This is a genomic window from Nostoc sp. 'Peltigera membranacea cyanobiont' 210A, from assembly GCF_002246015.1.
Taxonomy (GTDB): domain Bacteria; phylum Cyanobacteriota; class Cyanobacteriia; order Cyanobacteriales; family Nostocaceae; genus Nostoc.
This window is the reverse complement of the sequence record NZ_NOLJ01000001.1, coordinates 939,610-966,316: the sequence shown is the minus strand read 5'-3', so window position 1 is coordinate 966,316 and position 26,707 is coordinate 939,610. Positions and strand designations below refer to the sequence as shown.

The window sequence follows — 26,707 nt, the reverse complement described above, 5'->3', positions numbered from 1 at the left end:
GCGCAGGGGGCAGAAGGCAGGAGGCAGTTTTTCTCTTTTCCTCGATAAAAATTTTTGGCGAGGTGTCGATTTGAGTTAGCACCGTTCGACTTACTCACAAAGGGAAACAAGGGAGGTATACCTCGATCGTACTAAACGATCAAAATTTTTGGCGGAGTGTCGATTTGAGGCAGCACCGTTCGACTTACTCACAAAGGGAAATAAAGGAGGCAACCCCATGAAATATTTGCTGCTGATTTACCTGGAGGAAAATGCCCTGAGCCAAACCGAACGGGAACATTGTTATGTAGAATCTGCGCAACTGGCACAACAACTCAACTCGAAGGGGCAGTATCTCGCAACTGCCCCACTCCACCCTGTCGCAACTGCAACCAGTGTTCGGGTGCGCGACGGCAAATCGCTAGTAACTGACGGGCCGTTTGCAGAAACCCGCGAACAATTGGGCGGTTTTTTTCTGATTAATGCTCAGGATCTCGACGAAGCAATCGCGATCGCCGCGCGGATTCCAGGCGCGCACGTCGGCACCGTTGAAATTCGACCTGTGATTGAAGTTGCAGGTTTACCAGAGAATTCGTAACTGCACTCAACCTGAACCCAAAAGGAGAGATGACAATGACAACCAAAAGCACGATCGCAACTAACGAAGTTCAGATTCGCCAACTAATTGCCGAGCAACAACGTGCTATCTGCGCCAAGGATGTTGAGCAAATCATGTCCCACTATGCCACCGAGGTCATCATCTTCGATGTTAAACCTCCTTTCCAAACCCAAGGAAAAGATGCTTGGGGTCAAGTGTGGAAAGAATGTTTGCCTTACTTCCCCGACACCTTTGAGATTGAAACACGAGACCTCAAGATTACCATCAGTGAAAAGTTAGCGGTTGCACATTGGCTATTTCGCTTCACAGGAACCCAAGACCATCCGGCAATGCAGACGTGGATGCGCATCACCGCTGTCTGCCAGAAAAATCAAGGCGAATGGCAGATATTACACGAACATCTCTCGGTTCCATTCGATCCAGAGACCTCTCAAGCTGTATTCACGCTCAACCCATAGCCCAATCTACTGAGCCAACGCCATGAAACTCAATCCTTATCTCATGTTCAACGGCAACTGTGAGGCAGCGTTCAAGTTCTATGAACACTGTCTTGGCGGCAAAATTGTCATGATGCTCACGCACGGAGATGCGCCCTCAGCCGAGCATATACCTGCCGAATGGCATGACAAAATCATGCACGTCTGCCTCGATCTAGGCGATCGCCTCTTGATGGGGTCTGACAGTCCACCTGGATATTTTGAAACACCCCAAGGCTTTTCCGTGCAAATCAGCGTTGACGAGCCAGCGGAGGCAGAACGCATCTTTCATACCCTAGCAGAAAACGGAAAAGTGAAAATGCCGATCGATCAAACCTTTTGGTCTGTCCGCTTTGGTATGTTGGTCGATCAATTCGGCATTCCGTGGATGGTCAATTGCCAGAAAACTCCTTGACTTGTGGGGAAGGCGCTTATGGGCGTCTCCCTAGAGTAAAAACCTCTGCACTTTTTCGCCGATCCTTTACTGTGCAATAATTCAAAAGAAGAATCCATGAGTACTCAAATTTTCGTTAATCTGCCAGTTAAAAACCTCAATCAATCGATCGAGTTCTTTACTCAACTAGGCTTTGAGTTTAATCCTCAATTCACTGACGAAACTGCCACCTGCATGATTGTGTCCGAAAACATTTTCGTCATGCTCTTGACCTATGAAAAGTTTAAGACGTTTACTCCCAAAGAAATTTGTGATGCCACAAAAAGCACAGAAGTGCTTGTGTGTTTATCTTCTGATAGCCGAGAACAAGTTGATGAAATAGTTCGCAAGGCTGTCGCCGCTGGTGGAACAACCTACAATGAACCGCAAGATCACGGTTTTATGTATGGACATGGATTTGCTGACTTAGATGGCCACATTTGGGAAATTATCTACATGGAGCCAAGCGCAATAAATCAAAGTTGATTGCAGACATTTAAATAATGCTGCAAAGCAAAATTCCAAATTATATCATGTCCGCTTGGTTACTTATTAAACCTCAAGAACCCCACCCCGCCAAAGCTACCCTTTGTCTCCCCTCCCCGCAGGCGGGGAGGGGCTGGGGGTGGGGTGCAATGATTGTGGAAATCATAGCTAATTACCCGGACATGATATTACAGCTATTTACTTGTAAATAGCTGTAATACACAAATGCAAATACTCCTACCCTGGATTTCTCACAAGCGAGAAATTGAGGGGTGTGGGGAGTGTGGGGGGTGTGGGGAGAATGAGGAGGAATTGAGAATGGGCGCTTCATATCGAGCGCTTTGTGCTTCCCACACCTCCCACACCTCCCCACCCTATTAGTGAGAAATTCGGGCTACCTGCTTCAAATCACTCTTTGCCGCACATATCGCCCATCAAATCCTTGCTTAATCCAACTCAGACATTCATATTCAGATTTGAATAACTTTGGAGCTGCAATATTATTCAATAACTCTGGTGGATAATGGTCATAAAAATATTTGTCTCCTTCTTGGAAGATGATAATCAAATTGTTCCGATAAACATAGCGAGACTTAAAACTATCCCCCCGATGAACAAACTCGGAATTTTGATCGATATGCTCTTTAGCAGTATCAATAATCTTACTAACGTCACTTCCATAGATTTCTGCTGGATTTTCTGCTTTATTAAATTTGCTTCTGTGCCCAATTTCAGATAGCATTTTATACGAATAAATTTCGTAATTATCCGCCTTGCCAAAAACAAATGGAATTATGAGATATCCTTTATATGAGACTGAATTTTCATAAAGAAGACGACTCATCTCAACCTCCTTTGATGGAACTACTCTGAAAAATTTTTCTTTAACGGAAAAGTATTACAACCCCAATTATCTACTAAATACGATCACCATAAACTGAGTTGATTGGGGGGATGCTCAAGGTTATTCCAAGGTAAGGGTGGAACTGGTGTACCACTCTGTTCTAATATCTGTTGGAAGTGACGGGCTGTATTGGGCGATCGCGCTTCTATTGGACAATGGACAAAGAAATAAATTCGCACTCCCATCTGTAACCATTGCTGAATCTGCCTTACCCACTCTTCCATAAATGGCTGATTCACTGATAAATTCGGATGAGAAATAAACCGAATCAGAGTAAAAGGTGCTGTCACACTCAATTGCAACGGTAATTTCGGTTTGCGTCGTTCCGATTGCAACTGGGGGTCATCATCTCCAGCGTAAATGGGGCGCGAGTCTAACAGTACCCGTCCCACACCTAACTTTTCTAAAAGTGCCGTCAAATTACTAGCATGGGGTTCCTTGAACCAGTCGGGATGGCGAACTTCCACTGCTAGGGGTGCTTCTGTACGCGGCCAAGCTTCTAGAAAGTTGGTCAAATCGTCAAGTAATGCAGGTGCATAGCTGGGTGGTAACTGGGCAAAAATTGGGCCAAGATGCTTACCTAAAGGACGCATCCCCTCCAGAAAATTTAAAGCAGCTGGAATATAAGGTTTTAGCAACCCTTGATGGGTAATATCTCGTGGTAATTTTAGACAAAATTCAAAACCTGCTGGTGTTTCGGCAGCCCAACGGGTTACAGTTTCTTGGTTAGGCACGGCATAAAAGGTAGTGTTACCTTCTACAGTGGTGAAGCGACGACTGTAGAGATTCAGAAAATCGGCAGTGCGAGTACCTTGGGGATAGAGTTCGCCTACCCAACCTTTATATGCCCAAACAGCACAACCGATAAAAAAGTTCACAATGCCTAAAAGCCTTGATGTATATATTCAATTTTACACGTAGGTTGTAGGGATGGATAAAGCTAGGTCAGATTCCCGACTTGTAGTTATTTATGCACCAATACGTTTCAGTTAAGAGTTATTGGTGTGGATAATTTGTCTTTTAAGACGCGATAAATCGCGTCTCTACATGAGGGTTTTGGTGTTATGGCGCAACCTAACTTATTGATAAATTGAACCATCAGGCATAATTGCCCCTGCTAAGTTAGTACCAACTAATTTAACCAGAAGCCGCTCACCAGAGCGAATCCGCGCTCCTGTCAGGTCGGCTCCTCGCAAGTCGGCTCCACTGAGATCCGCTCCAATCAAATTAGCAGCGCGTAAATTCGCTTCCCTGAGATCGGCTAAAAGTAGATTTGCCCGAAATAAATTTGCTTCAGATAAATTTGCACCTCTAAGGTTGACTTTGTGCATAAAAGTATCGCTGAGATTAGCACCGCTCAAATTGGCATAACTTAGATTTCTGCCAGATAAGTCTTTGTTGCTCAAATTTGCCCGACTGTAGTCTTTGCCACTCAAGTCTGAGTTTTGCTTTGGTGGTTTCTGGATTGTTTGAGATGGTTTTTCCTGTTGAGGTGGCGGTGAGTGATGTGTGGTTTGATGTTTGGTTTTTAAAGAGCGCAACTTTTCACGAGCTTCATTTATAGCTTTCAGCTTGTCTTGCGCTTTCTGCTGTAAACGGAGATTGTCTTTGGGAATGCGATCGGGATGCCAAACAAAGACTAAATCTTTGTAAGCCTGGTTCACTTCTTCAAGTGTAGCCCCAGGCTCTAATTCTAAAACTCTATAGTACCGCTCCAGATCGCTCATACGATATTTTGGTGGACAATCAACTTAATTATGAGTGATGGAGTCATTTATCCGCTGCATCATTTGTTATGGATTATGGGGCTTTGGGAAAGAGGAGGCAGGAGGCAGGGGGCAGGGAGCAGAAGTTTTTTAATTTTTAATTTTTAATTTTTAATTGATTTCTCATCTCCCCATTTCTCCATTTCTCCATCGAGCGATCGCTCTAAAATATGCTGCAACTGGAATCTGATAGACTTCAATATAAATCCAAACAATAATTGATAAATGTGATAAGAAGGTTAATATCGTCCAAATATATGGCATCCAGGTAATGGGTTCCTTCAGATTAGCAGGAAAGTAGTAAGCTACTATGCCAATTAGAGTGGTGGGAAGAATTATAAAAACTGCTGCTGCTAATCCATAACCCCAACCTAATTCCACACCTTCCAACTGGCCTTCTGTCCAACTAAACCCATTCCAACGCCAAGTTAAAGGTGGTTGCCTAGAAGGCATCTTGATTTGCTGTTGCTCTAAGTTGACTGTAAAAATCTCTTGACAAAAGTCACAAGCCATAGCTTCCATCAATGGCATGTGAGAAATCTTACCTATTCGACAGACTGGGCAGGGGTAAGCTCCATAATAGTCGAAAGATTGGGTTAAGATTTTGGAACTGGGCATAATGAGACAGATGATCCTAAAAAATTGATCTGGTCAATGAGAACTTGGGTAATAATGTATGGCAGTTGTCAATTCCTTGCAATAAGCTTTCGTAAGATGAAGTCAGGAGAATTATATATTTTAACTTCTCAATCCTGACTTTTTCTTCTGAGGTTATTTGACACTAGTAAACTCAACGAGGTTGTCACCAACCCCGTTGGTCTTCAAAACCGGACGTGAGACTTTCACCTCATCCGGCTCCTCAATGAATCGGCGCTTATCATGCGTACTTCACAACTGAACCATCCTCAGTTGTCTTTTCATCGTGGCAGTGTCTGTGTAATATCTGGAGATTTTTATAATCGTCTTTGCCTCCCAAACTTTTGGGGGTTTTATGGTCAATCTCCAGTACATCCTCCTCTCGAAAGTACATTCCGCAGTGGGTACACTTCCCTTGTTGTGACTTTAAGAGTGTTGCCACTCTCGTAGTCGTTTCGGGATGTTTTCCCATTCTTGAACTCCAGTAAATTAGGTTGCCATCGTAGGGACTGGCATCGCCTTTGACTTTCACATGACGGATAATCTTTGTTTCCGTGTGTGAACGTAACCTCAACGGGTTTTTACCCTCATGTCTGGTTGCGAATACCCAATTATCACCGCCAATGGTTTGCCAATATTTCTTTGACACCCATCCCCCAGATTTCTTGGGGTGGCGGTGTTGCGCCCAGGCTTTTAGCTTTGGATACATGAGATTATCTAAATCAGAGAAGATAACCTTACTTACTGATGTTGAATAGTAGTTAGACCATCCTGTTATTAGCGGATTTAGTCGGCTAATTAACGCCATTTGTGGCGCTGCTTTATGGTCATCAATGATACTTGCTATTCGGTCGTAATGTATCTTTTGCTTTTCCTTGCTTGGGGTGATGATTGTCTTGAATCCTTGTTTTGAGTGGTATTTACCCACTTTCCACTGTCTTATGTTAAAACCAAGGAAGTTAAAACCTGGTTTTTCTGACCCATACTCATTTAGAGTGTGGGTTAGACGTGTTTTAGAAGGCTTCAATTCCAGACCCATGTCTATTAACCATTCAGAGATTATCTCCCTGCATCTTTGGACAACGGTTATGTCTTTGTGAAGAATCACAAAGTCATCGGCATATCGGATAACTTGAGGGCTTCTGAACTTTGTACCTTTTTTGTGATACCAAGTTTCCCTCATGGTTTGAGACATTTCTGGGAATGCCTTATTTATCCGTTCTTCCATCCCGTGAAGGGCGATGTTAGCTAGTAGCGGAGAGATTACCCCACCCTGTGGCGTACCCTCAGATATCGGAAACAACTGCTTACCATCCATTACCCCCGCTTTTAACCATGCTCGAATTTGTCGGCGTATGGTAGGGGATGTATTTAATTTTCTTAGCAGTGCTTCATGGTCGATGCGGTCGAAGCATTTTGCAATGTCGGCATCAAGCACAAATTTACTTTTCTGCACAATTGCTTGGAATATTGCCTCTCTTGCATCATGACATGAGCGCCCAGGTCTGAACCCGTATGAATTAGGCTCAAATCGTGCTTCCCATTCCGGCTCTAATGCCAGTTTGAACAGCGCTTGCAAGGCTCGGTCGTTCATTACGGGAATACCCAAAGGTCTTTTCTCTTCCGTTCCTGGTTTGGGAATCCAAACCCGTCGTGTCGGTTTCACCTTTGAGTTAGGTTTTAATTTGGCAACCAGTTCTAAACGTGCTTCTGGGGATAGTGATTTGATACCATCCACTCCTGCTGTCTTTTTACCCTGGTTGTCTTGTGTGACCCGTCGAACCGATAGACACTTTGCTGACCAGGAATTCATCAGCGTCTTTTGGAGTCTGCGAAATGCTTTGATATCACCACGACGAGATGCTTTGTAAATTCGTTTTTGCAACTTAAAAACACGTCTTTCCAGCTTACGCCAGTTGATGTGTTTCCATTCCACCATCGAGTCATTACTCAAGACCATCTTAATTCGGTTAGTCTTTAGAGGAAGAAAACCGTTTTTTGTTGGTTTGGGAGCAATTTTTTCGTGTATTAGACTTTTGCATTGCTACTCATAACTTTACACTCCAAATCACCGTAAGTCCGTCAGCATATCCCTGTCATTACAACAGAGCGTTCGCTTCTGACTTAATCTTTCCTCTCGTTGCATACGGTTAGCACCTACTCGGTTATCGACCTTCCTGAGAGCAAACGAAAGGTTACTTCGTTCCGAATAACCATTGTTAGAACCTTTAGAATGATGCTATCCACCGGGTTTATTAGGAGTGCAACTGGTCAGGCGAGGAACTGCCAGCCCTTTATCCCTTACCTTTTGGCTCCAACGCATTAAGCCTTATTTCGCTGGTTCTTCATAACGATGGTTCGGCGCATCTTTGCTTTCGCTATTCATAGGTTCATGCTCGAAGGGAACCAGCTTAGGCTGCCAGTTTTACCTTCTTTTCATCCCGCATTACGGATTGATGGCTAGTCGCTACCGTAGGGATGATGCTGTTACCGTTGCACCTACGGAGAGGGACTTTTCCTTAGTTTCCTTTGGAGTCACCCTCATGGTTATTCAGTTATCATCTGAGAGAGATTAAAGTGCGAACTCCACCCATTAAGGGTTATCTCTCAAATGTCACTCATCCCTGAATATTTCTATTCATTTCGAGTGAACGAATCGCACCGCAGTGGGTACACTTCCCTTGTTGTGACTTTAAGAGTGTTGCCACTCTCGTAGTCGTTTCGGGATGTTTTCCCATTCTTGAACTCCAGTAAATTAGGTTGCCATCGTAGGGACTGGCATCGCCTTTGACTTTCACATGACGGATAATCTTTGTTTCCGTGTGTGAACGTAACCTCAACGGGTTTTTACCCTCATGTCTGGTTGCGAATACCCAATTATCACCGCCAATGGTTTGCCAATATTTCTTTGACACCCATCCCCCAGATTTCTTGGGGTGGCGGTGTTGCGCCCAGGCTTTTAGCTTTGGATACATGAGATTATCTAAATCAGAGAAGATAACCTTACTTACTGATGTTGAATAGTAGTTAGACCATCCTGTTATTAGCGGATTTAGTCGGCTAATTAACGCCATTTGTGGCGCTGCTTTATGGTCATCAATGATACTTGCTATTCGGTCGTAATGTATCTTTTGCTTTTCCTTGCTTGGGGTGATGATTGTCTTGAATCCTTGTTTTGAGTGGTATTTACCCACTTTCCACTGTCTTATGTTAAAACCAAGGAAGTTAAAACCTGGTTTTTCTGACCCATACTCATTTAGAGTGTGGGTTAGACGTGTTTTAGAAGGCTTCAATTCCAGACCCATGTCTATTAACCATTCAGAGATTATCTCCCTGCATCTTTGGACAACGGTTATGTCTTTGTGAAGAATCACAAAGTCATCGGCATATCGGATAACTTGAGGGCTTCTGAACTTTGTACCTTTTTTGTGATACCAAGTTTCCCTCATGGTTTGAGACATTTCTGGGAATGCCTTATTTATCCGTTCTTCCATCCCGTGAAGGGCGATGTTAGCTAGTAGCGGAGAGATTACCCCACCCTGTGGCGTACCCTCAGATATCGGAAACAACTGCTTACCATCCATTACCCCCGCTTTTAACCATGCTCGAATTTGTCGGCGTATGGTAGGGGATGTATTTAATTTTCTTAGCAGTGCTTCATGGTCGATGCGGTCGAAGCATTTTGCAATGTCGGCATCAAGCACAAATTTACTTTTCTGCACAATTGCTTGGAATATTGCCTCTCTTGCATCATGACATGAGCGCCCAGGTCTGAACCCGTATGAATTAGGCTCAAATCGTGCTTCCCATTCCGGCTCTAATGCCAGTTTGAACAGCGCTTGCAAGGCTCGGTCGTTCATTACGGGAATACCCAAAGGTCTTTTCTCTTCCGTTCCTGGTTTGGGAATCCAAACCCGTCGTGTCGGTTTCACCTTTGAGTTAGGTTTTAATTTGGCAACCAGTTCTAAACGTGCTTCTGGGGATAGTGATTTGATACCATCCACTCCTGCTGTCTTTTTACCCTGGTTGTCTTGTGTGACCCGTCGAACCGATAGACACTTTGCTGACCAGGAATTCATCAGCGTCTTTTGGAGTCTGCGAAATGCTTTGATATCACCACGACGAGATGCTTTGTAAATTCGTTTTTGCAACTTAAAAACACGTCTTTCCAGCTTACGCCAGTTGATGTGTTTCCATTCCACCATCGAGTCATTACTCAAGACCATCTTAATTCGGTTAGTCTTTAGAGGAAGAAAACCGTTTTTTGTTGGTTTGGGAGCAATTTTTTCGTGTATTAGACTTTTGCATTGCTACTCATAACTTTACACTCCAAATCACCGTAAGTCCGTCAGCATATCCCTGTCATTACAACAGAGCGTTCGCTTCTGACTTAATCTTTCCTCTCGTTGCATACGGTTAGCACCTACTCGGTTATCGACCTTCCTGAGAGCAAACGAAAGGTTACTTCGTTCCGAATAACCATTGTTAGAACCTTTAGAATGATGCTATCCACCGGGTTTATTAGGAGTGCAACTGGTCAGGCGAGGAACTGCCAGCCCTTTATCCCTTACCTTTTGGCTCCAACGCATTAAGCCTTATTTCGCTGGTTCTTCATAACGATGGTTCGGCGCATCTTTGCTTTCGCTATTCATAGGTTCATGCTCGAAGGGAACCAGCTTAGGCTGCCAGTTTTACCTTCTTTTCATCCCGCATTACGGATTGATGGCTAGTCGCTACCGTAGGGATGATGCTGTTACCGTTGCACCTACGGAGAGGGACTTTTCCTTAGTTTCCTTTGGAGTCACCCTCATGGTTATTCAGTTATCATCTGAGAGAGATTAAAGTGCGAACTCCACCCATTAAGGGTTATCTCTCAAATGTCACTCATCCCTGAATATTTCTATTCATTTCGAGTGAACGAATCGCACAGTAAACTCAACGAGGTTGTCACCAACCCCGTTGGTCTTCAAAACCGGGCGTGAGACTTTCACCTCATCCGGCTCCTCAATGAATCGGCGCTTATCATGCGTACTTCACAACTGAACCATCCTCAGTTGTCTTTTCATCGTGGCAGTGTCTGTGTAATATCTGGAGATTTTTATAATCGTCTTTGCCTCCCAAACTTTTGGGGGTTTTATGGTCAATCTCCAGTACATCCTCCTCTCGAAAGTACATTCCGCAGTGGGTACACTTCCCTTGTTGTGACTTTAAGAGTGTTGCCACTCTCGTAGTCGTTTCGGGATGTTTTCCCATTCTTGAACTCCAGTAAATTAGGTTGCCATCGTAGGGACTGGCATCGCCTTTGACTTTCACATGACGGATAATCTTTGTTTCCGTGTGTGAACGTAACCTCAACGGGTTTTTACCCTCATGTCTGGTTGCGAATACCCAATTATCACCGCCAATGGTTTGCCAATATTTCTTTGACACCCATCCCCCAGATTTCTTGGGGTGGCGGTGTTGCGCCCAGGCTTTTAGCTTTGGATACATGAGATTATCTAAATCAGAGAAGATAACCTTACTTACTGATGTTGAATAGTAGTTAGACCATCCTGTTATTAGCGGATTTAGTCGGCTAATTAACGCCATTTGTGGCGCTGCTTTATGGTCATCAATGATACTTGCTATTCGGTCGTAATGTATCTTTTGCTTTTCCTTGCTTGGGGTGATGATTGTCTTGAATCCTTGTTTTGAGTGGTATTTACCCACTTTCCACTGTCTTATGTTAAAACCAAGGAAGTTAAAACCTGGTTTTTCTGACCCATACTCATTTAGAGTGTGGGTTAGACGTGTTTTAGAAGGCTTCAATTCCAGACCCATGTCTATTAACCATTCAGAGATTATCTCCCTGCATCTTTGGACAACGGTTATGTCTTTGTGAAGAATCACAAAGTCATCGGCATATCGGATAACTTGAGGGCTTCTGAACTTTGTACCTTTTTTGTGATACCAAGTTTCCCTCATGGTTTGAGACATTTCTGGGAATGCCTTATTTATCCGTTCTTCCATCCCGTGAAGGGCGATGTTAGCTAGTAGCGGAGAGATTACCCCACCCTGTGGCGTACCCTCAGATATCGGAAACAACTGCTTACCATCCATTACCCCCGCTTTTAACCATGCTCGAATTTGTCGGCGTATGGTAGGGGATGTATTTAATTTTCTTAGCAGTGCTTCATGGTCGATGCGGTCGAAGCATTTTGCAATGTCGGCATCAAGCACAAATTTACTTTTCTGCACAATTGCTTGGAATATTGCCTCTCTTGCATCATGACATGAGCGCCCAGGTCTGAACCCGTATGAATTAGGCTCAAATCGTGCTTCCCATTCCGGCTCTAATGCCAGTTTGAACAGCGCTTGCAAGGCTCGGTCGTTCATTACGGGAATACCCAAAGGTCTTTTCTCTTCCGTTCCTGGTTTGGGAATCCAAACCCGTCGTGTCGGTTTCACCTTTGAGTTAGGTTTTAATTTGGCAACCAGTTCTAAACGTGCTTCTGGGGATAGTGATTTGATACCATCCACTCCTGCTGTCTTTTTACCCTGGTTGTCTTGTGTGACCCGTCGAACCGATAGACACTTTGCTGACCAGGAATTCATCAGCGTCTTTTGGAGTCTGCGAAATGCTTTGATATCACCACGACGAGATGCTTTGTAAATTCGTTTTTGCAACTTAAAAACACGTCTTTCCAGCTTACGCCAGTTGATGTGTTTCCATTCCACCATCGAGTCATTACTCAAGACCATCTTAATTCGGTTAGTCTTTAGAGGAAGAAAACCGTTTTTTGTTGGTTTGGGAGCAATTTTTTCGTGTATTAGACTTTTGCATTGCTACTCATAACTTTACACTCCAAATCACCGTAAGTCCGTCAGCATATCCCTGTCATTACAACAGAGCGTTCGCTTCTGACTTAATCTTTCCTCTCGTTGCATACGGTTAGCACCTACTCGGTTATCGACCTTCCTGAGAGCAAACGAAAGGTTACTTCGTTCCGAATAACCATTGTTAGAACCTTTAGAATGATGCTATCCACCGGGTTTATTAGGAGTGCAACTGGTCAGGCGAGGAACTGCCAGCCCTTTATCCCTTACCTTTTGGCTCCAACGCATTAAGCCTTATTTCGCTGGTTCTTCATAACGATGGTTCGGCGCATCTTTGCTTTCGCTATTCATAGGTTCATGCTCGAAGGGAACCAGCTTAGGCTGCCAGTTTTACCTTCTTTTCATCCCGCATTACGGATTGATGGCTAGTCGCTACCGTAGGGATGATGCTGTTACCGTTGCACCTACGGAGAGGGACTTTTCCTTAGTTTCCTTTGGAGTCACCCTCATGGTTATTCAGTTATCATCTGAGAGAGATTAAAGTGCGAACTCCACCCATTAAGGGTTATCTCTCAAATGTCACTCATCCCTGAATATTTCTATTCATTTCGAGTGAACGAATCGCACCCCCGCTCTAAAGAGACGGGGATTCTTGGTTCCCTGACTCGCCGTAAGAGGGCAGGCTTGCGCCAACCGCCCAAGAGGGCAAATCTCCCCAAGCGTATCTTCCGGTGTGCCCCACCGTAGTTAATCCACGTTTTAGAATATTGATACTGGCATTCACGTCCCTATCTTCTACATAGTAGCAATGAGGACAAACATGAGTCCTTGTGGATAGAGACTTCTTCACCTTTTGACCACAATTAGAACAGTTTTGGCTCGTATTGTGGGGAGGCACAGCAACCGTTACCTTTCCATACTTAAACCCAAAATATTCTAACCATTGACAGAAAGTTGACCAACCAGCGTCAGATATTGATTTAGCTAGATGTCGGTTCTTGACCATGCCCTTCACATTCAAGTCTTCATAGGCTACCAAATCGTTAGATTGGATGACGGAGTACGCTAATCTCAAGCAATACTCTTTTCGCTGCCTACTTACTCTTAAATGCTTACGCGCATACCTTATTCTTGCTTTGTGGTAGTTGGCTGATTGTGGCTTTTTGGCTTTCTTCAATGACTTGTCGTACTTCTTAGACTTCTTACGGTTAGCACGGTTTAACTGTTTTTCGGACTGACGATAAAACTGGGGTGATGGTTCTACATTGCCTTTGTTATCAGCAATGAAATATTTCAGTCCCAAGTCAATGCCTACCACTTGACCAGTGGGTTGAGTTTCAATTTTTTGGTCAACACTTATCGCAAATTGAGCGTAATACCCATCAGCACGACGCACTAAACGGACACGCTTAATCTGCTTGATATCGTAGTAATTAAGATCGTAGGTTCCCTTTAGCTTCAAAGTTCCAATGCCTTTCTTGTCAGAGAAAGTAATCGCTTTGCGATTAGTGGAAAGTTTGTAGCCAGTAGTCTTATATTCAACTGAGCGACAATGTTTTTTAAACTTAGGGAACCCCTTTTTACCTTTGACTTTCTTCTTGCAGTTATCGTAAAACCGCGCTATTGCTGACCACGCACGTTCAGCAGCAGACTGTCTAGCCATTGAATTAAGTTCATCAGCAAAAGGAAATTCCGCAGCCAGTACAGCGCAATATTTATTCAAGTCGTACTTACTTAAACCTTGAAAATCCATCCACTGCCTTAAGCACTTATTTTGAATGAATTGAGATGTACGAATAGCGTCATCTATCGCCTGATACTGTTTGTCTTTTCCCTTAACTTTAAACTCGTAAATTATCATCGGCTCGACCAACCAACTACATTCTTATACTACTATGATTAGCATAATAATGCTGAATTTATTCAGCAATTCGCTTATATCCCCCGAATAGAATTCGAGGGTTTTATGCATCACGCCTCATAATCAGAACAGGGCGTGATTTTGAATTGTGCAAAGCGTTATTAGTCTTAATCCCCAGAGTTGTACTGAGTCTATCGCTTTTTTATAGTTTGTGCAGGTCTTGACAACGCCTACTTTTCCTGCTAATTTTACTTTACATAGGTATATTTCTTAAGTTTTTCAGCAAAAAGTCCGCAAATGCTTAACACAAATTCCTACTTTTATTTTTGGTTTAGGGTGGTTCACCGGGGGTGAATTAAGTTTCCTAATGGAAACCGCCCGGTGAACCGCAGAGCAAACTCTGCGGTTTTTGTTTTTTTAAGGAGAATTTCATTGTCATGACTTATTTCATTAGCTGGTTTTATGGCTTTTACTTTTGGCCCAGAATAAATTCCGGGTAAATAGCGTCATGCCAATGAATCAGAACGCGCCCGGAACTTTTAAAGGTTTCGGGCTTTTTTGTTGTTATCGGGGATGGGGACTGGGGACTGGGGACTGGGGACTGGGGACTGGAAAACAACTCTTATCCTAATACCTAATCCCTAATACCCAATCCCCATTACCCCTTATCCCTAGAGGGGACCCACCTTCCCCAATCCCCAATCCCCAATACTTAATTTTTCAGGAGAATATAACCATGATTAATGCCAAACTTGCTGCACAATCCCATCTAAACCATCAGACAATCGTTAAAATCTCGAAAGAAGTCGCTTTCGGCGGTAAAGAACTGGTAATTATCGGCGGGCCCTGCACTGTTGAAAGCTTAGAACAAATGGAGATAGTTGCCCAAAAGCTATCTACTGCATCAGTACATGGGTTGCGTGGCGGTGTCTACAAACCCCGCACATCTCCCTACGCTTTTCAAGGTATGGGAGAGTCAGGATTAGAGATTTTAGCTAGGGTGCGATCGCATTACAATATGCCAGTTGTCACGGAGGTGATGTCAATTTCTCAAATTGAAGTAGTCGCTGCCCACGCTGATATGCTGCAAGTTGGTAGCCGCAATATGCAAAACTTTGATTTGCTCAAAGCTTTGGGACAAGCTGGTAAACCAATACTGCTCAAACGTGGTTTAGCAGCAACTATTGAAGAATTTGTTATGGCTGCTGAATATATCCTTAGCCACGGAAATCCTGATGTGGTGTTGTGCGAAAGAGGTATTCGCAGTTTCGACGATTACACCCGTAACGTTCTAGATTTAGGGGCAGTGGCAGCACTCAAGCAAATAACTCACTTGCCTGTAATTGTAGATCCTTCTCATGCCGTCGGCAAACGGGAGTTGGTCGCACCTGTGGCTAGGGCTGCGATCGCTTGCGGTGCAGATGGATTAATTATTGAATGTCACCCAGAACCAGAAAAATCTGTTTCTGATGCCCGTCAAGCACTTTCTTTAGAAGATATGGTGCATTTAGTTGCTAGTTTAAAGCCTGTAGCAACAGCCGTTGGGCGCAGTATATCAGATGTTGGGGCGGGTTTGGAACCTGCCCCGATTTTTTGTGCGGCTTAAATTTCATCAAAGGGCGATCGCTTCAATGTCTCAACCAAAAGATTTATTTTGGGTTGATGGCAAACAGCGATCGCTTTCGTAAAATAAACTTGTTACTTCAGCTATTCCATTTGTTCTCAAACGTATTTTGGCAACACAATCTTCTATATATAAATCTAAATTATCGTTTTAACAAACAAGACTATTTGATTTTATTCTATAAGTCGTTTTATCCTGAAATCAGTAGATATTTTAAATTTTCCTAAATAGCCTGAAGAAGTTTTAGTATACCGATCTTTCAACTTTCAAAACCCAAAGAAGGACAATAACTAAATGCTAGATCAGCAGATTGATTGCCCCATGAAACCTAAGACAAGTGCGATGATTATGAAACTTTTTCAAATCACTCTAGTGGTCTTAGTACTTTTGATCAACTTAGCAGTTGCTTTCCCCTCTTGGGCAGAAAGTACACTTTCTTTAACTAGCAATCTTAACAACTTTCAAGTTGGGCAAAAAGTCATTTGGCTTTACAAGCCCCGCACTGATTCTAGCGATGTCCAAAGAATTCCCGCCGAAATAGTCAAGTTAAGTTCCAAGCAAGTGCAAATCAAGGTTTACAAACATAACAACGAATTTGTCAATCGTTGGGTGAATCCAAACAAGCTTGAAAATTCGACAAAAATTAAATAGTCAGTAGTCATTTGTGATTACAAAGGACAAATGACTAATGACAGCCAACAAAAAAATATTTCACAAATTATTTAGGACTGCTATAGTTAAAACTCTCTTGTGTGGGTTTCGTTTTCATAATTAGGATCTTCAGTCCCAAGCAGTTTGTCCCAGAACGTAAAATACAAACCGTAGTGTACTTTATACTTGCGATGATGTATGGAATGATGCATAGAACCAATAAGCCACTTTCCAATCCAGTAACTTTTAGATGAGGAGGGAAATAGCTCAAATCCGAGATGGGTAAACACTGCCCATACTGTCATAGTTATAAGTGCGGCAACTAAGGTGACGAAATGCAGCGGAACTATGAAGCTTACACCTACAAAAAAAAGTGCTTGTACGATCGCTTCTGGTAAGTCGAAGGCAGAGGAACTCCAGGGCGTTGGATCTCCTGAACGATGGTGTCCATAATGCATCCATCTAAAAATTCGAGGGTGGTGAAAGATCCGATGGATAAAATAAAAGTAAGTATCCTGAAGAATTAGCACTGCCATAAAGCTAACTATTAAATACCACAGTCCGTATTTCCAGATGTCAGCGTATAACAGTGTTGCTCCCAAATTATACTCTGAGATCATAAAAGCTCCAGAAATAGCAAAAACTACTGTGGAGATTACTGATAATTCAATATCCTTTTTAATGGAACAACTCATCAACGGTTTCAAACGCAAACTCTTGTTGGCAAGAGACTTCCCTAGAACTAAATAAAACAGCAAGTATGCTCCCCCAGCAATCAGAAAGTATCGGGCAAGAGTGATACCGAAGAAGAAAAAGCAATAATACCAAAATGAGTGGTTCGTCAATTAGACCCATCCGTAATATTAATTTGGTGAAATGAAAATGCTGATTATGTCCAATTTTTTTGGTCTTAATTACCAAAAATAACCAAATTAAGATTTAATTTGTTAATCGACAAAATCCACTGCTTATTTTACAACATCAAGTAGTTCAGCAAATATATATTAAATTTTGTTAATAAAATTTAAACTAATTTTATTGCGTATATATAAATATAAATTATTACTATTTATAAAAAAACGTTATTGGTAAACTTAAATTCTAGTAAATAGCTAATTTTGCAACCAAGTTACAATTTATTTAAGTCGTTCGTTTATATTATGTATTTCAACAACAATTGAATTGATTTTAACCCATTGTGTTCTTTAATACCTAAAAAACCCTTTAAATCATTTTTCTCTACCTCTACTTTTTATAAATTAATTTGCTATAGATTTTGTTCTACTTTTCTAAACTCCAGCCCAATGCTACGGCTACTTCAGCAGCTAATGCTAGAGGATTGAATGGTTTAGCGATCGCACTAATCATTCCCATCTGATTATAGCGACGGCGATCGGAAGCCTGGATTTTGGCAGTTAATAAAATTACTGGAATCGCTTTGGTTAATGGATTGGCTTGTAACTTTTCAAATGTAGTGATACCATCCATCTCTGGCATCATCACATCTAGTAAAATTGCATCTGGTTGGTAAGTCTCAGCTTTAATTATGCCTTCTTGACCAGAACTCGCAGTCACTACTTTCCAGCCTGCGACTGTTTCCAAGCAAATCTTGGCAACTTCTTGAATATATTGCTCGTTATCAACCACTAGAATTTGCTTTGTTGTCATCACTGCTATCCTCTTGTTGGTTCAGGGAAATTCCCTGAAGTAACTTCATCAGCCGTTGTTCAAATTCCTTGGTAGTCACACGCCCGTTGCTCAAAAATTCTGTATCTGGACTTAGTTGGCTATTTGTAGTTGGTTCGTAACTACTATGAATTACAGGAATGTTGGAAGAGTCATCTAAATCAGTATTTTGGAAAGTCCTAAATAAAGGCAGAGTGACGTAAAAAGTCCTACCTTCACCCAATACACTTTCAGCCCAGATGCGTCCGCCGTGTTGTTGCATAATGCTCTTGCAAATTGCCAAACTTAAACCAGTCCCGTCATGGTTGCGTGAATCTGAAGAGTCAACTTGTTGAAAGCACTCAAAGATACCCTCAAGTTTGTCTGTTGGGATACCGCGTCCGGTATCTTTGACTGCCAACAAAACCTCATTCCCTTGTTGTTGTGCCCCCAAGCAAATCGTAGATCCAGCAGACGAGAATTTAATGGCGTTACTCAATAGATCAGCAATATCTAAAATTCGTGCAAATCGGGCTTGAGAGAACCGTAATTCTCCCTGTGTCCGTTGACGTTCATCAAGTTGTGACTGCAACTGTTGATTCACCCGAATTAACTCAGCAGTATGCTCTGCTACTCGCAATTCCAGTTCGTTGATGGCTTGTAAATTGAGAGATGAGTGAGGTAAAGAAGAATTTACTTCTCCTGCTCCCCCTGCTCCCCNCCCTACCCCTCTACCTCCCTGCACGACGCGCTGCCGCAATTTCATCCGTTCTAAGCGATTGACGATCCGGGTTACTAGTTCTGGCCCAACAATGGGCTTACTTACAAAGTCATCAGCACCAACACTAAACACTTGATTTACCATCTCGGCATCGCTATGCACAGTGAGGAATAGAATGGGTAACTCACACCAGCGCGAATCGTTGCGTACTAATTGGCAAAGTTCTATACCATTTGTATAAGGTAATTCCACATCCAGAATCAGCATATCTGGCGTAACTATTTCCAAGATTTCCCAGAAATGACGCGGATCTTCAAGAGCGATCGCTTTTAGTCCCCAAGGACTAAGTAAGGTTTGTAAAAATGCCTGAATTTGCGGATCGTCATCCACAACCAATATTTTAGTTTCTGCATGGAAGTCATTTTGCAGTGGTTGTATGACTGTTTCTAAAACCTGTGGGGTTGGTGATGAAGAGATTGCCACTGCGTCGTTTCCGTCAATTTCCCGACGCAATAACTTTACCCAACTTTCGAGGTTGGTAATTTCAGATTGACTCAGGATTTGACCAGAACTCAGTAACAATTCGATATTGCGTGCCAATTTTGAGCCAATAGGCAAACCAAAAGTACTTAAAGATCCCGCCAAGGTATGCGCCTCTTTGGCTGCAAGCGATCGCAAATCGAGATTTAAACTATTGTGATTTAAAGTTGCGATCGCTTCCTCAAGTACCCTCACCTGCTCATCTACCCGCCCTTGAAATCGTTGCCAAATTTCCGCAACTGCGATTAATGTTTGCTGCTGTGATTTAAGATTGGGAACCAAAGATTTTTCACGCTCTAATTCCCCCCTGCCCCCCTGCTCCTCGGTAACAGAGCGTAGCCGTTCGCGCAGCGTCTCGTAGAGAAGTGCTGCCCCCCTGCCCTCCTGCTCCTCTGCCAGTGGTTTCAGCCGATAGCCAATACCGTAAACTGTTTCAACCAAATCACTAGGCGCTCCTACAGCTTTGAGCTTGTGTCGTAACCCTTTGATATGGGTACGAACAGCTTCTTCTTGTGGAGTGTCTTGATAACACCAAAGATGTTCTAAAATCATGCCGCAGCTAAACACTCGGCTAATATTTCGCAAGAATAGTTCTAACAGAGCATACTCTTTGGGAGTAAGTGGCAGCAAATTTCCAGCATACATCGCTTCACAGCTACTAGGGTCTAGCCGCAACCCACCATACTCCAGCACAGGTTGCGAGGTTACGCCTTTACGACGCAACAGTGCCCGAACACGAGCAATTAACTCTTCTGGATCAAAGGGTTTAACTACGTAGTCATCTGCGCCTGCATCTAATCCGATCGCTTTCTCATGACTACTATCGCACCCTGTCAATAACAATATTGGCATTTGCAAACCACTAGACCGGATTTGACGACAAAGACTAATGCCATCCAGTTTGGGCAATACCACATCTAGGAGGATTAAATCATAATCGTAAGTTTGAATAAAATTCCAAGCAGTATCACCATCAGTGGCAACTTCAACCGCATAGTTTTGGTTAGTTAAAATGGTGGTGAGTGAGTATGCATTTAACTCGTCATCTTCGACTACTAAAATTTTCATGTTAAAAGCTTTCCAAGTTAAAATGGATATAACATATAACAAGTAATTAACTTAAATGGCAAGTTTAATATAATATCAATACTTGTTTTTAAAGTATCTTCCAAAAGGTTTATATTTGCGATTTAAAATTATTAATAAATATCAATATTGATTAATTTTAATTGGATTTTCTAGCTACCTGCCCAGGAGCAGATGGTATGGAGAAAAAAACATTTTTCAGACACTAGCTTTATACTACCTTACTTACAAGTTTTTCTAGTACAGAGAGGCTCAGATGCCGAGCTTTTTCAAGAAGTCGCTCCAGTTCCCCTTTTCCCATGTTGGGAGAAGGGGTTAGGGGATGAGGGAAAGTCTAGAACGCTTTCTCTTACCTAACTTTTACCTTAAGTTGACACCAATGACACAACTAGCTGTACGTCCCTACAGCCGATTTATGTGTTGTAAAGATTTTTAGAAATGATGCTATGTATGTTGTGGTAAGAGCAGTGTCCTTCTCTTACCTTGCTCGTTCGTGCAACTTCCCGTAAAAAAGGACTGATAAAACTCTCAATACGTTACAACAGAAAAAACCCTCTGCTAAATCTGTGAAAAAACGAGTAACACTCACCTTCCCGAAACGCGCCGTGCAAATGCCAGTGACTTACGTACTGGCTAAAGAGTTCAACGTCGCCGCCAATATTATCCGCGCCCAAGTTGCGCCAAATCAAATTGGCAAACTGGTAGTGGAATTATCGGGAGACATCGATCAATTAGATGCGGCGATTGAGTGGATGCGATCGCGTAATGTTAATGTTTCTTCGACATTAGGCGAAATTGCGATCGACGAGGATGTATGTGTCCACTGTGGCTTGTGTACTGGGGTTTGTCCTACCGAAGCCCTCACCCTCCAGCCAGAGACGTACAAGTTGACATTCACGCGATCGCGCTGTATCGTCTGCGAACAGTGTATTCCCACCTGTCCCGTACAAGCAATCTCTACTAACATTTAACAATCTAAAATCCCAAATCCAAAATTGAAGTTAGCCCAACTTAAACACATCCGCAAGTACACCACCATCACCCACCAGCCTACTTTTTGCTGGAGAGTCATAAACTACCAATAGCGAAGGTATGCCAGCTACATCCTGAAACAGCGTCATTCCCTCAGCATGATCTTCGCGATTTCCATAGGGAATATCTTGGACAAAATCGGGATTGCTGAAGACATTTTCTCGCAAATTTATACCATTTACCCAGCGATAAACTTGCACGGGGCCATCTAAATCCATCGTTGGCCCGGCTAAAATCAACAAATCTTTATCATCTACATACAAATCCCGAATTCCCAAACCATTCAACCAGATAAAATGCTTTTTATATAACTCCTGCAATTCTCCAATTTGCTTTAGTTTCATCAGTCCAGGGGTAGAATCTTCTAACTCTATTTCCAGCACCATAGCCCAACCCCGCAATACAGGCCCGCGCAAACCTAGAAAGACGCGGTTTTGATAAATGCCTATTCCTTCAATATCAAAGCCATTATCCTTTCCGGGAATTGCTGCTTGAATAAATAAGCCTAAATGGTTGTCATTGGCCAAAGCTGTCATCAGCAAATTCCCCTGGTTAGTCACCTCTAATTTAGCGGCATTCAATTGCACATCTGGCTTTTGGGGGTGTGGACAAGACGAGAACAGCTTCCCGTCTATTAGAGGAATCCGTCCTAAGACGTAACGGTTAGGTTCTGATTCAATTTTTCCGAGCCTTTTAAAGTTTATGGCATCTGTATTTTCAGGTTTAAATTTTTTGCGTTTGTAGCTGTGAGAACCAACAAACCATAAGTAATGTTCACTATAAGCCAGTCCCTCTATATCGATTTCTTTGTCTTCTGGTGCAGGTAAATCGATAAATTCTGCTACTCGAAATTGTTGATGCTCTGTAAATTTATCAGGATCAACGAAAGATAGACGCTCAATAGTAGAGGTTTCATCTGACCCTAACCATAAATACTTCTGATGTGTTAGCAGCACTGCTGATAAGTCTTCTCTATGTTCCTTAAAAAAATCTATAAAAGTCAATAAAACTTGATTTAGTAAATGTAACTTTGGCATTTTAAATTATATTGAGAATTGCAAAAATGTTAGCCATGCTATTATACTATGTGGTTTCATGGCATAAATATAGCTGATATCAAATTGACGGGGTGAACTGTGATTTCAACCTTTGTATAGATATTGGATATTTATAGAAGAGTATGCAACTATCAATAGTCATAAGCATATCTGCTAATCTTAATTGCATAAAAAATACCAAAAGTAGATGTAAATTTTTAAATAATATTGTTATTATGCAATAACCTCATGAGGTAATCATTCAGACCAATTATGAAATTAGCCACACAACCCACAGTAAAAACTCTCGGTGACTACGCCTACCAAGCGATTGAAAAACACTTTAAGAAAACCTTTAAGTGGGAAAAATCAGTGAAAAAAGATGAAGATCCAGAAGCGCTGCACCAAATGCGAGTGGGAATGCGCCGCTTACGGACAGCGGTAACTCGGTTTGGGATAGCGGTGGATGTATCGAAACCAATCAGCGATAAAAATATTGGTAAAATAGCCCGTCGTCTTGGTAATCTGCGAGATTTAGACGTACTCAAAGAAAGTTTGGAAAACAATTATAAACCAAACTTACCCCGCAAAGAGCAAGAATCTCTGCAAACAGCTTTTACAGCTTTGGCGAAACAACGTGAAGATGTAGAATCGAGTGTGCAGAAAACATTAAATGATGAATCTTACAAGTCTCTTAAAGATGCTTTAGAGAAGTGGTTAGAGAAACCCAGTTATCAACCTTTGGCATCTATCGCCATTCAGCAAGTGCTACCAGACTTACTGTTACCAGAAGTGAGTAACTTCTTTCTGCATCCGGGTTGGCTAATTGGGACTGAAGTTGTAGAATCAGAAGTGAAAATCCAGAAAAACTGGAAAGCAAAAAAGATCGAAAAGCAATTGACAACAGAAGGTGAAAATCTTCATAGTTTGCGAAAAGAAGCTAAACGTATACGCTACCTGATGGAGTTATTTACTGACTTATATGGCGAGTCTTACGCAGCTTATATTACAGAAGTGAAAAATGTCCAAGAAATTTTGGGTATGATGCAAGATAGCGCCATTTTAACTGACTGGCTTACAGATATTTACAAGTCAGAAATTCAGACTGAGTTGCCCACCTTTGCTAATTTGTTAACTGAAAATCGTTACCAGTCGTGGCAGCAATGGCAACCTTTGCAAGAACGGTATCTGAAAACTGAAACTAGACATAGTTTGCATTTAACAATACTGCACCCGCTTTCAGGAGTAATCAGTTAAAAGTTACTCTTGATTGAGAAAGGATTGCACTAACGAACAGATAATTGAATAGAAGCTTCTAGAGATAAAAAATAAATATTGCTCTGGGGAATTTGTACAATACGGGTCTTTTCGGTGGAACCCAAACCGCAAATTAGTCTAATAGTGCTTTCTAGTATTGCTCCCCGCTCAATTTGTCCGGGGAGCATCTTGGCTGAAAAAGACCCAGGTGCTTCTAACAATCCTACTCTAACAGAGCCATTCTCGATGGCTCTGTTACTAGTTCGTATATGGTTAATAGTACTGCCGAGAATCGTTTTACTCGATGCTTTAACCGATTCAAAATGTAATGTAAAGTGTTGTATGCTCTTTTGCATTCCTCCACAAGAAGGTAGGGATAAGGGGTGATGTTATACAGGTAGATAAAATTAACTGAGTGACGAAGAAATTTTGGAAGCTCAGGCGGACTGTTTTGGAGAAAGGATCGCGAAATTTGACTAGACCATTTCAGACAATTTTTACTGAACACCGCGTATTTTGGGCTGTTTTACTGTTTGGTACAGCACTGGTGGTAACGCTAGCACTGTCGCTTTCTCAAGGAGCAGTACCTTTAAATATGTCGGAATTTTGGCAAGCCATACTCCACAAAGGCGATCCGGTTAAACAGACAATTCTCTGGGATTTACGTCTCCCACGCATTACAGCTGCGATCGTTGTCGGCGCAGCTTTGGGAATGTCAGGGGCGTTGCTGCAAGGAATGTTACGTAATAGTCTTGCCGATCCATTTATTTTGGGCATTTCAGCGGGTGCGGGACTACTGGTAATTCTGATGATTGTGTGCCACATATTCCCGATCGCAATTCCTTTAGCAGCATGGATAGGAGCAATTTTAACTGCCGCGATCGTTATTTTACTCGGTCGTTCGGGGTCAGGAATTTCTGTTGAACGGTTGATTTTAGGCGGAGTAGCGGTGAGTTCTTTATTTGGTGCTGTACAAAGTACATTGCTGCTTTTAGCTGAAGATGGGCAAATTCAAATTGCGCTCAGTTTTCTGGTTGGTAGCCTCAATGGACGGGGTTGGCAAGAAATTGCTACCACTGGGCCTTATATCATCGTTGCATTGATCGGGGGATGCTTGCTAGCGCGATCGCTAAACATACTGGCTTTGGGAGATGATTTAGCTGTGAGTTTAGGACTTTCGTTGACGCGATCGCGCCTATTAATTGGTGGTGTCGCCACTCTATTAGCCGCAGGTGCAGTCAGCATCAGTGGCTTGGTTGGATTTGTCGGTCTTGTTGTCCCCCACGGTGTCCGCCTGATTGTTGGTACAGATCATCGCTTTGTTTTACCACTTTCCGCCCTTGCAGGTGCATGGTTACTCACTTTTGCAGATTTACTCTCTAGATTAGGAGCAGTAGAACTACCAGTAGGTTCCGTCACAGCCTTGCTGGGTTCACCCCTGTTTATCTGGTTACTTTATCGTCGTTCTGCTGGGTTTAATAAATTTTGAGCGATCAGACCGCCATCCATCCCCACCGTCTAGACAGATCGGGTTTTTTGCGCATTCTGATAAACTGAGACTAAAGCCTTCTTCAACTATTTAAGCCAAAATTCTCCATAGAGAAACACAGCTCTATAAACACCCTACTTTCTTATCCCTCCTGCCCCCTGCCCCCTGCCCCTCAAGGAGGTTAACTGATGTTATGTGTTGAGGAATTAATCAACTTAGACCCATTTCAACAACTTCCCAAAGAGCGATTGCAGTGGGTTTGCGATCGCGCTCAAACAGTTGAACTTTCTGCCGGAGAAGTGTTGTCCCATGAGGGAGACCCTGTATGTCGCTTATTTATCTTAGTCAAAGGTAAAATCAACATCACCCGCCGCAGTGAAGGAGTGGAAATTCCCATCGGGCAACACGAAGCCCCATCCTTTTTTGGGGAAATTCCAGTACTCACAGATGAACCTGCACCTGTGACAATGCGGGCATTCACGAATTGCCACATCTATGAAATGAAAGGAGAAGACTTCCGCAAACTGCTGCATGAATGTCGTGATTTTGAGCGGATGGTCTTCCGAATTATGCAACGTCGTGTCCGGGGGCTAGAGTCTTTCATTCGTGGGCGGGAAAAGATGGCAGCTTTAGGGACACTTGCCGCCGGTCTAGCTCATGAACTCAACAACCCAGCCGCAGCTCTGGTTCGGACTTTAAAAGAAATGCCAGCCGCCATCCTAGAGTTACAACGGATGAACTTAGTTTATGGGCAACGCAATGTTGACGAAGCTCATACTCAACACTGGTTGAGAGTACGCGATCTAGGCCATGAAGCGATTTTGAATAATCGCCTAGATCCGGTGACACTAAGCGATCGCGAAGACATATTGCTGGAATGGTTAGAAGACTATGGTGTAAACCAAGCATGGAAATTGGCAGAACCTTTAGCGGAAGGTGGTGTTGAGGTTGAAACCCTAAAGCAACTCATGGAACGTTGGCGCAACGACGACACAGAATTGCGAGAAATGGGATTGCACTGGCTAGCGCTTTCCTTTGAAGTCATGTCGATGATTAAACATGGTTTGCGAGGATCTGAGAGGATTTCCGAACTTGTGCAAGCGATGAAATCTTATTCTTACCTCGATCAAGGCACTCAGCAAGAAGTAGATATACATCAAGGCTTGGAAGATACCTTGCGATTGTTTGTTCATAAACTCAAGTGCGGTGTCCAAGTGCAGCGCAATTACGATCGAAGTCTTCCAAAAATCCTTGCCTATGGCAGTGAACTAAATCAAGTGTGGACGAACTTAATTGACAACGCCATTGATGCAATGGATGGTAAAGGACTGCTAGAAATTACAACACATCATTGCGATCGCTATGCCCATATTGACATCATCGATTCTGGTAGTGGAATTCCACCTGAAATTAAAACCCGCATTTTTGAACCTTTCTTCACCACCAAATCAGTAGGGCATGGTTCAGGACTCGGTTTAGAAACCGTTCGCCGGATTGTAGAAAATCGCCATCACGGTACGCTTTCATTTGAATCGCAGTCAGGTAGAACTTGTTTCACTATTTGCCTACCTTTATCAAATAAATGAATCAATAAGCGATGGGATTAGAGATGAAAAAAATGGGAACCAA

Annotated in this window: 23 protein-coding genes and 1 pseudogene; 10 read left to right on the top strand and 14 right to left on the bottom strand. The window is 42.7% G+C overall.

What is annotated here, in order from left to right; translation table 11 throughout:
* Window positions 1-148: 148 nt before the first annotated feature.
* From CDG76_RS03990 to CDG76_RS03975, 4 genes are all read left to right on the top strand, one after another.
* Window positions 149-577, top strand: a complete 429-nt coding sequence (locus CDG76_RS03990; protein ID WP_223265125.1) for a YciI family protein — start codon at window positions 149-151, stop codon at window positions 575-577.
* 35 nt (window positions 578-612) lie between these two features.
* The gene (locus CDG76_RS03985) at window positions 613-1,056 is read left to right on the top strand and encodes a YybH family protein (protein WP_094347737.1); all 444 of its coding nucleotides are present in this window, start codon (window positions 613-615) and stop codon (window positions 1,054-1,056) included.
* A 22-nt stretch (window positions 1,057-1,078) separates the two neighbouring features.
* Entirely contained in the window at window positions 1,079-1,489 is a 411-nt protein-coding gene (locus CDG76_RS03980; RefSeq protein ID WP_094347736.1) for a VOC family protein, read from the top strand.
* Between the two features lie 96 nt (window positions 1,490-1,585).
* Window positions 1,586-1,993, top strand: coding sequence for a VOC family protein (locus CDG76_RS03975; protein ID WP_094347735.1), 408 nt, complete (start codon window positions 1,586-1,588; stop codon window positions 1,991-1,993).
* Window positions 1,994-2,396: 403 nt separating this feature from the next.
* Here CDG76_RS03975 and CDG76_RS03970 read toward each other — a convergent pair whose 3' ends face one another.
* The 8 genes from CDG76_RS03970 to CDG76_RS03935 form a co-directional block, all read right to left on the bottom strand.
* Entirely contained in the window at window positions 2,397-2,837 is a 441-nt protein-coding gene (locus CDG76_RS03970) for a hypothetical protein (RefSeq protein WP_094347734.1), read from the bottom strand.
* An 83-nt stretch (window positions 2,838-2,920) separates the two neighbouring features.
* Window positions 2,921-3,775: a DUF72 domain-containing protein gene (locus CDG76_RS03965; RefSeq protein ID WP_094347733.1), complete on the bottom strand. Its 855-nt coding sequence runs from the start codon at window positions 3,773-3,775 to the stop codon at window positions 2,921-2,923.
* A 201-nt stretch (window positions 3,776-3,976) separates the two neighbouring features.
* Window positions 3,977-4,624 carry a pentapeptide repeat-containing protein gene (locus CDG76_RS03960; RefSeq protein ID WP_094347732.1) on the bottom strand — a complete coding sequence of 216 codons (648 nt, stop codon included), beginning with the start codon at window positions 4,622-4,624 and terminating at the stop codon, window positions 3,977-3,979.
* Between the two features lie 162 nt (window positions 4,625-4,786).
* Entirely contained in the window at window positions 4,787-5,281 is a 495-nt protein-coding gene (locus CDG76_RS03955) for a hypothetical protein (protein WP_094347731.1), read from the bottom strand.
* 259 nt (window positions 5,282-5,540) lie between these two features.
* On the bottom strand, window positions 5,541-7,238 hold the full coding sequence (gene ltrA / locus CDG76_RS03950) for a group II intron reverse transcriptase/maturase (protein WP_094347948.1): 1,698 nt from the start codon (window positions 7,236-7,238) through the stop codon (window positions 5,541-5,543).
* Between the two features lie 679 nt (window positions 7,239-7,917).
* A complete protein-coding gene (ltrA, locus tag CDG76_RS03945) occupies window positions 7,918-9,504 on the bottom strand; it encodes a group II intron reverse transcriptase/maturase (RefSeq protein WP_094347949.1) in 1,587 nt (528 codons plus the stop codon).
* Window positions 9,505-10,321: 817 nt separating this feature from the next.
* Window positions 10,322-12,019: a group II intron reverse transcriptase/maturase gene (gene ltrA / locus CDG76_RS03940; protein WP_094347948.1), complete on the bottom strand. Its 1,698-nt coding sequence runs from the start codon at window positions 12,017-12,019 to the stop codon at window positions 10,322-10,324.
* A gap of 730 nt (window positions 12,020-12,749) precedes the next feature.
* Window positions 12,750-13,976 carry an RNA-guided endonuclease InsQ/TnpB family protein gene (locus tag CDG76_RS03935; RefSeq protein ID WP_094347730.1) on the bottom strand — a complete coding sequence of 409 codons (1,227 nt, stop codon included), beginning with the start codon at window positions 13,974-13,976 and terminating at the stop codon, window positions 12,750-12,752.
* Window positions 13,977-14,712: 736 nt separating this feature from the next.
* On the opposite strand from CDG76_RS03935, the gene aroF reads away from it, so the two are divergent.
* Window positions 14,713-15,582 (top strand): 3-deoxy-7-phosphoheptulonate synthase, encoded by an 870-nt coding sequence (gene aroF / locus CDG76_RS03930; protein ID WP_094347729.1) that lies wholly within the window; start codon window positions 14,713-14,715, stop codon window positions 15,580-15,582.
* 312 nt (window positions 15,583-15,894) lie between these two features.
* Window positions 15,895-16,251, top strand: a complete 357-nt coding sequence (locus tag CDG76_RS03925) for a hypothetical protein (RefSeq protein WP_223265124.1) — start codon at window positions 15,895-15,897, stop codon at window positions 16,249-16,251.
* 86 nt (window positions 16,252-16,337) lie between these two features.
* On the opposite strand, the gene CDG76_RS03920 is transcribed toward CDG76_RS03925, so the two are convergent.
* The 3 genes from CDG76_RS03920 to CDG76_RS03910 all read right to left on the bottom strand — a co-directional run bounded on the left by CDG76_RS03920 (window position 16,338) and on the right by CDG76_RS03910 (window position 20,245).
* Complete coding sequence (locus CDG76_RS03920) at window positions 16,338-17,096, bottom strand: sterol desaturase family protein (RefSeq protein ID WP_094347728.1); 759 nt, start codon at window positions 17,094-17,096, stop codon at window positions 16,338-16,340.
* A gap of 436 nt (window positions 17,097-17,532) precedes the next feature.
* A complete protein-coding gene (locus CDG76_RS03915; RefSeq protein WP_094347727.1) occupies window positions 17,533-17,919 on the bottom strand; it encodes a response regulator in 387 nt (128 codons plus the stop codon).
* A complete protein-coding gene (locus tag CDG76_RS03910) occupies window positions 17,891-20,245 on the bottom strand; it encodes a response regulator (RefSeq protein ID WP_094347726.1) in 2,355 nt (784 codons plus the stop codon). The genes CDG76_RS03915 and CDG76_RS03910 overlap by 29 nt, the downstream gene beginning before the upstream one ends.
* Before the next feature lie 584 nt (window positions 20,246-20,829).
* On the opposite strand from CDG76_RS03910, the gene CDG76_RS03900 reads away from it, so the two are divergent.
* Window positions 20,830-21,234, top strand: a complete 405-nt coding sequence (locus tag CDG76_RS03900) for an NIL domain-containing protein (RefSeq protein WP_094347724.1) — start codon at window positions 20,830-20,832, stop codon at window positions 21,232-21,234.
* A 30-nt stretch (window positions 21,235-21,264) separates the two neighbouring features.
* Here CDG76_RS03900 and CDG76_RS03895 read toward each other — a convergent pair whose 3' ends face one another.
* A complete protein-coding gene (locus CDG76_RS03895; RefSeq protein WP_094347723.1) occupies window positions 21,265-22,332 on the bottom strand; it encodes a DUF3616 domain-containing protein in 1,068 nt (355 codons plus the stop codon).
* A 273-nt stretch (window positions 22,333-22,605) separates the two neighbouring features.
* On the opposite strand from CDG76_RS03895, the gene CDG76_RS03890 reads away from it, so the two are divergent.
* Entirely contained in the window at window positions 22,606-23,589 is a 984-nt protein-coding gene (locus CDG76_RS03890) for a CHAD domain-containing protein (RefSeq protein ID WP_094347722.1), read from the top strand.
* Window positions 23,590-23,618: 29 nt separating this feature from the next.
* On the opposite strand, the gene CDG76_RS03885 is transcribed toward CDG76_RS03890, so the two are convergent.
* Window positions 23,619-23,945 carry a hypothetical protein gene (locus CDG76_RS03885; RefSeq protein WP_094347721.1) on the bottom strand — a complete coding sequence of 109 codons (327 nt, stop codon included), beginning with the start codon at window positions 23,943-23,945 and terminating at the stop codon, window positions 23,619-23,621.
* 4 nt (window positions 23,946-23,949) lie between these two features.
* Window positions 23,950-24,063, bottom strand: a pseudogene (locus CDG76_RS38120) (AI-2E family transporter); the annotation flags it as partial.
* Here CDG76_RS38120 and CDG76_RS03880 point away from each other — a divergent pair.
* Complete coding sequence (locus CDG76_RS03880; protein WP_094347720.1) at window positions 24,062-25,078, top strand: FecCD family ABC transporter permease; 1,017 nt, start codon at window positions 24,062-24,064, stop codon at window positions 25,076-25,078. The pseudogene CDG76_RS38120 and the gene CDG76_RS03880 overlap by 2 nt on opposite strands.
* A gap of 188 nt (window positions 25,079-25,266) precedes the next feature.
* Window positions 25,267-26,664 (top strand): ATP-binding protein, encoded by a 1,398-nt coding sequence (locus tag CDG76_RS03875; protein WP_094347719.1) that lies wholly within the window; start codon window positions 25,267-25,269, stop codon window positions 26,662-26,664.
* The last annotated feature ends 43 nt before the right edge of the window (window positions 26,665-26,707 follow it).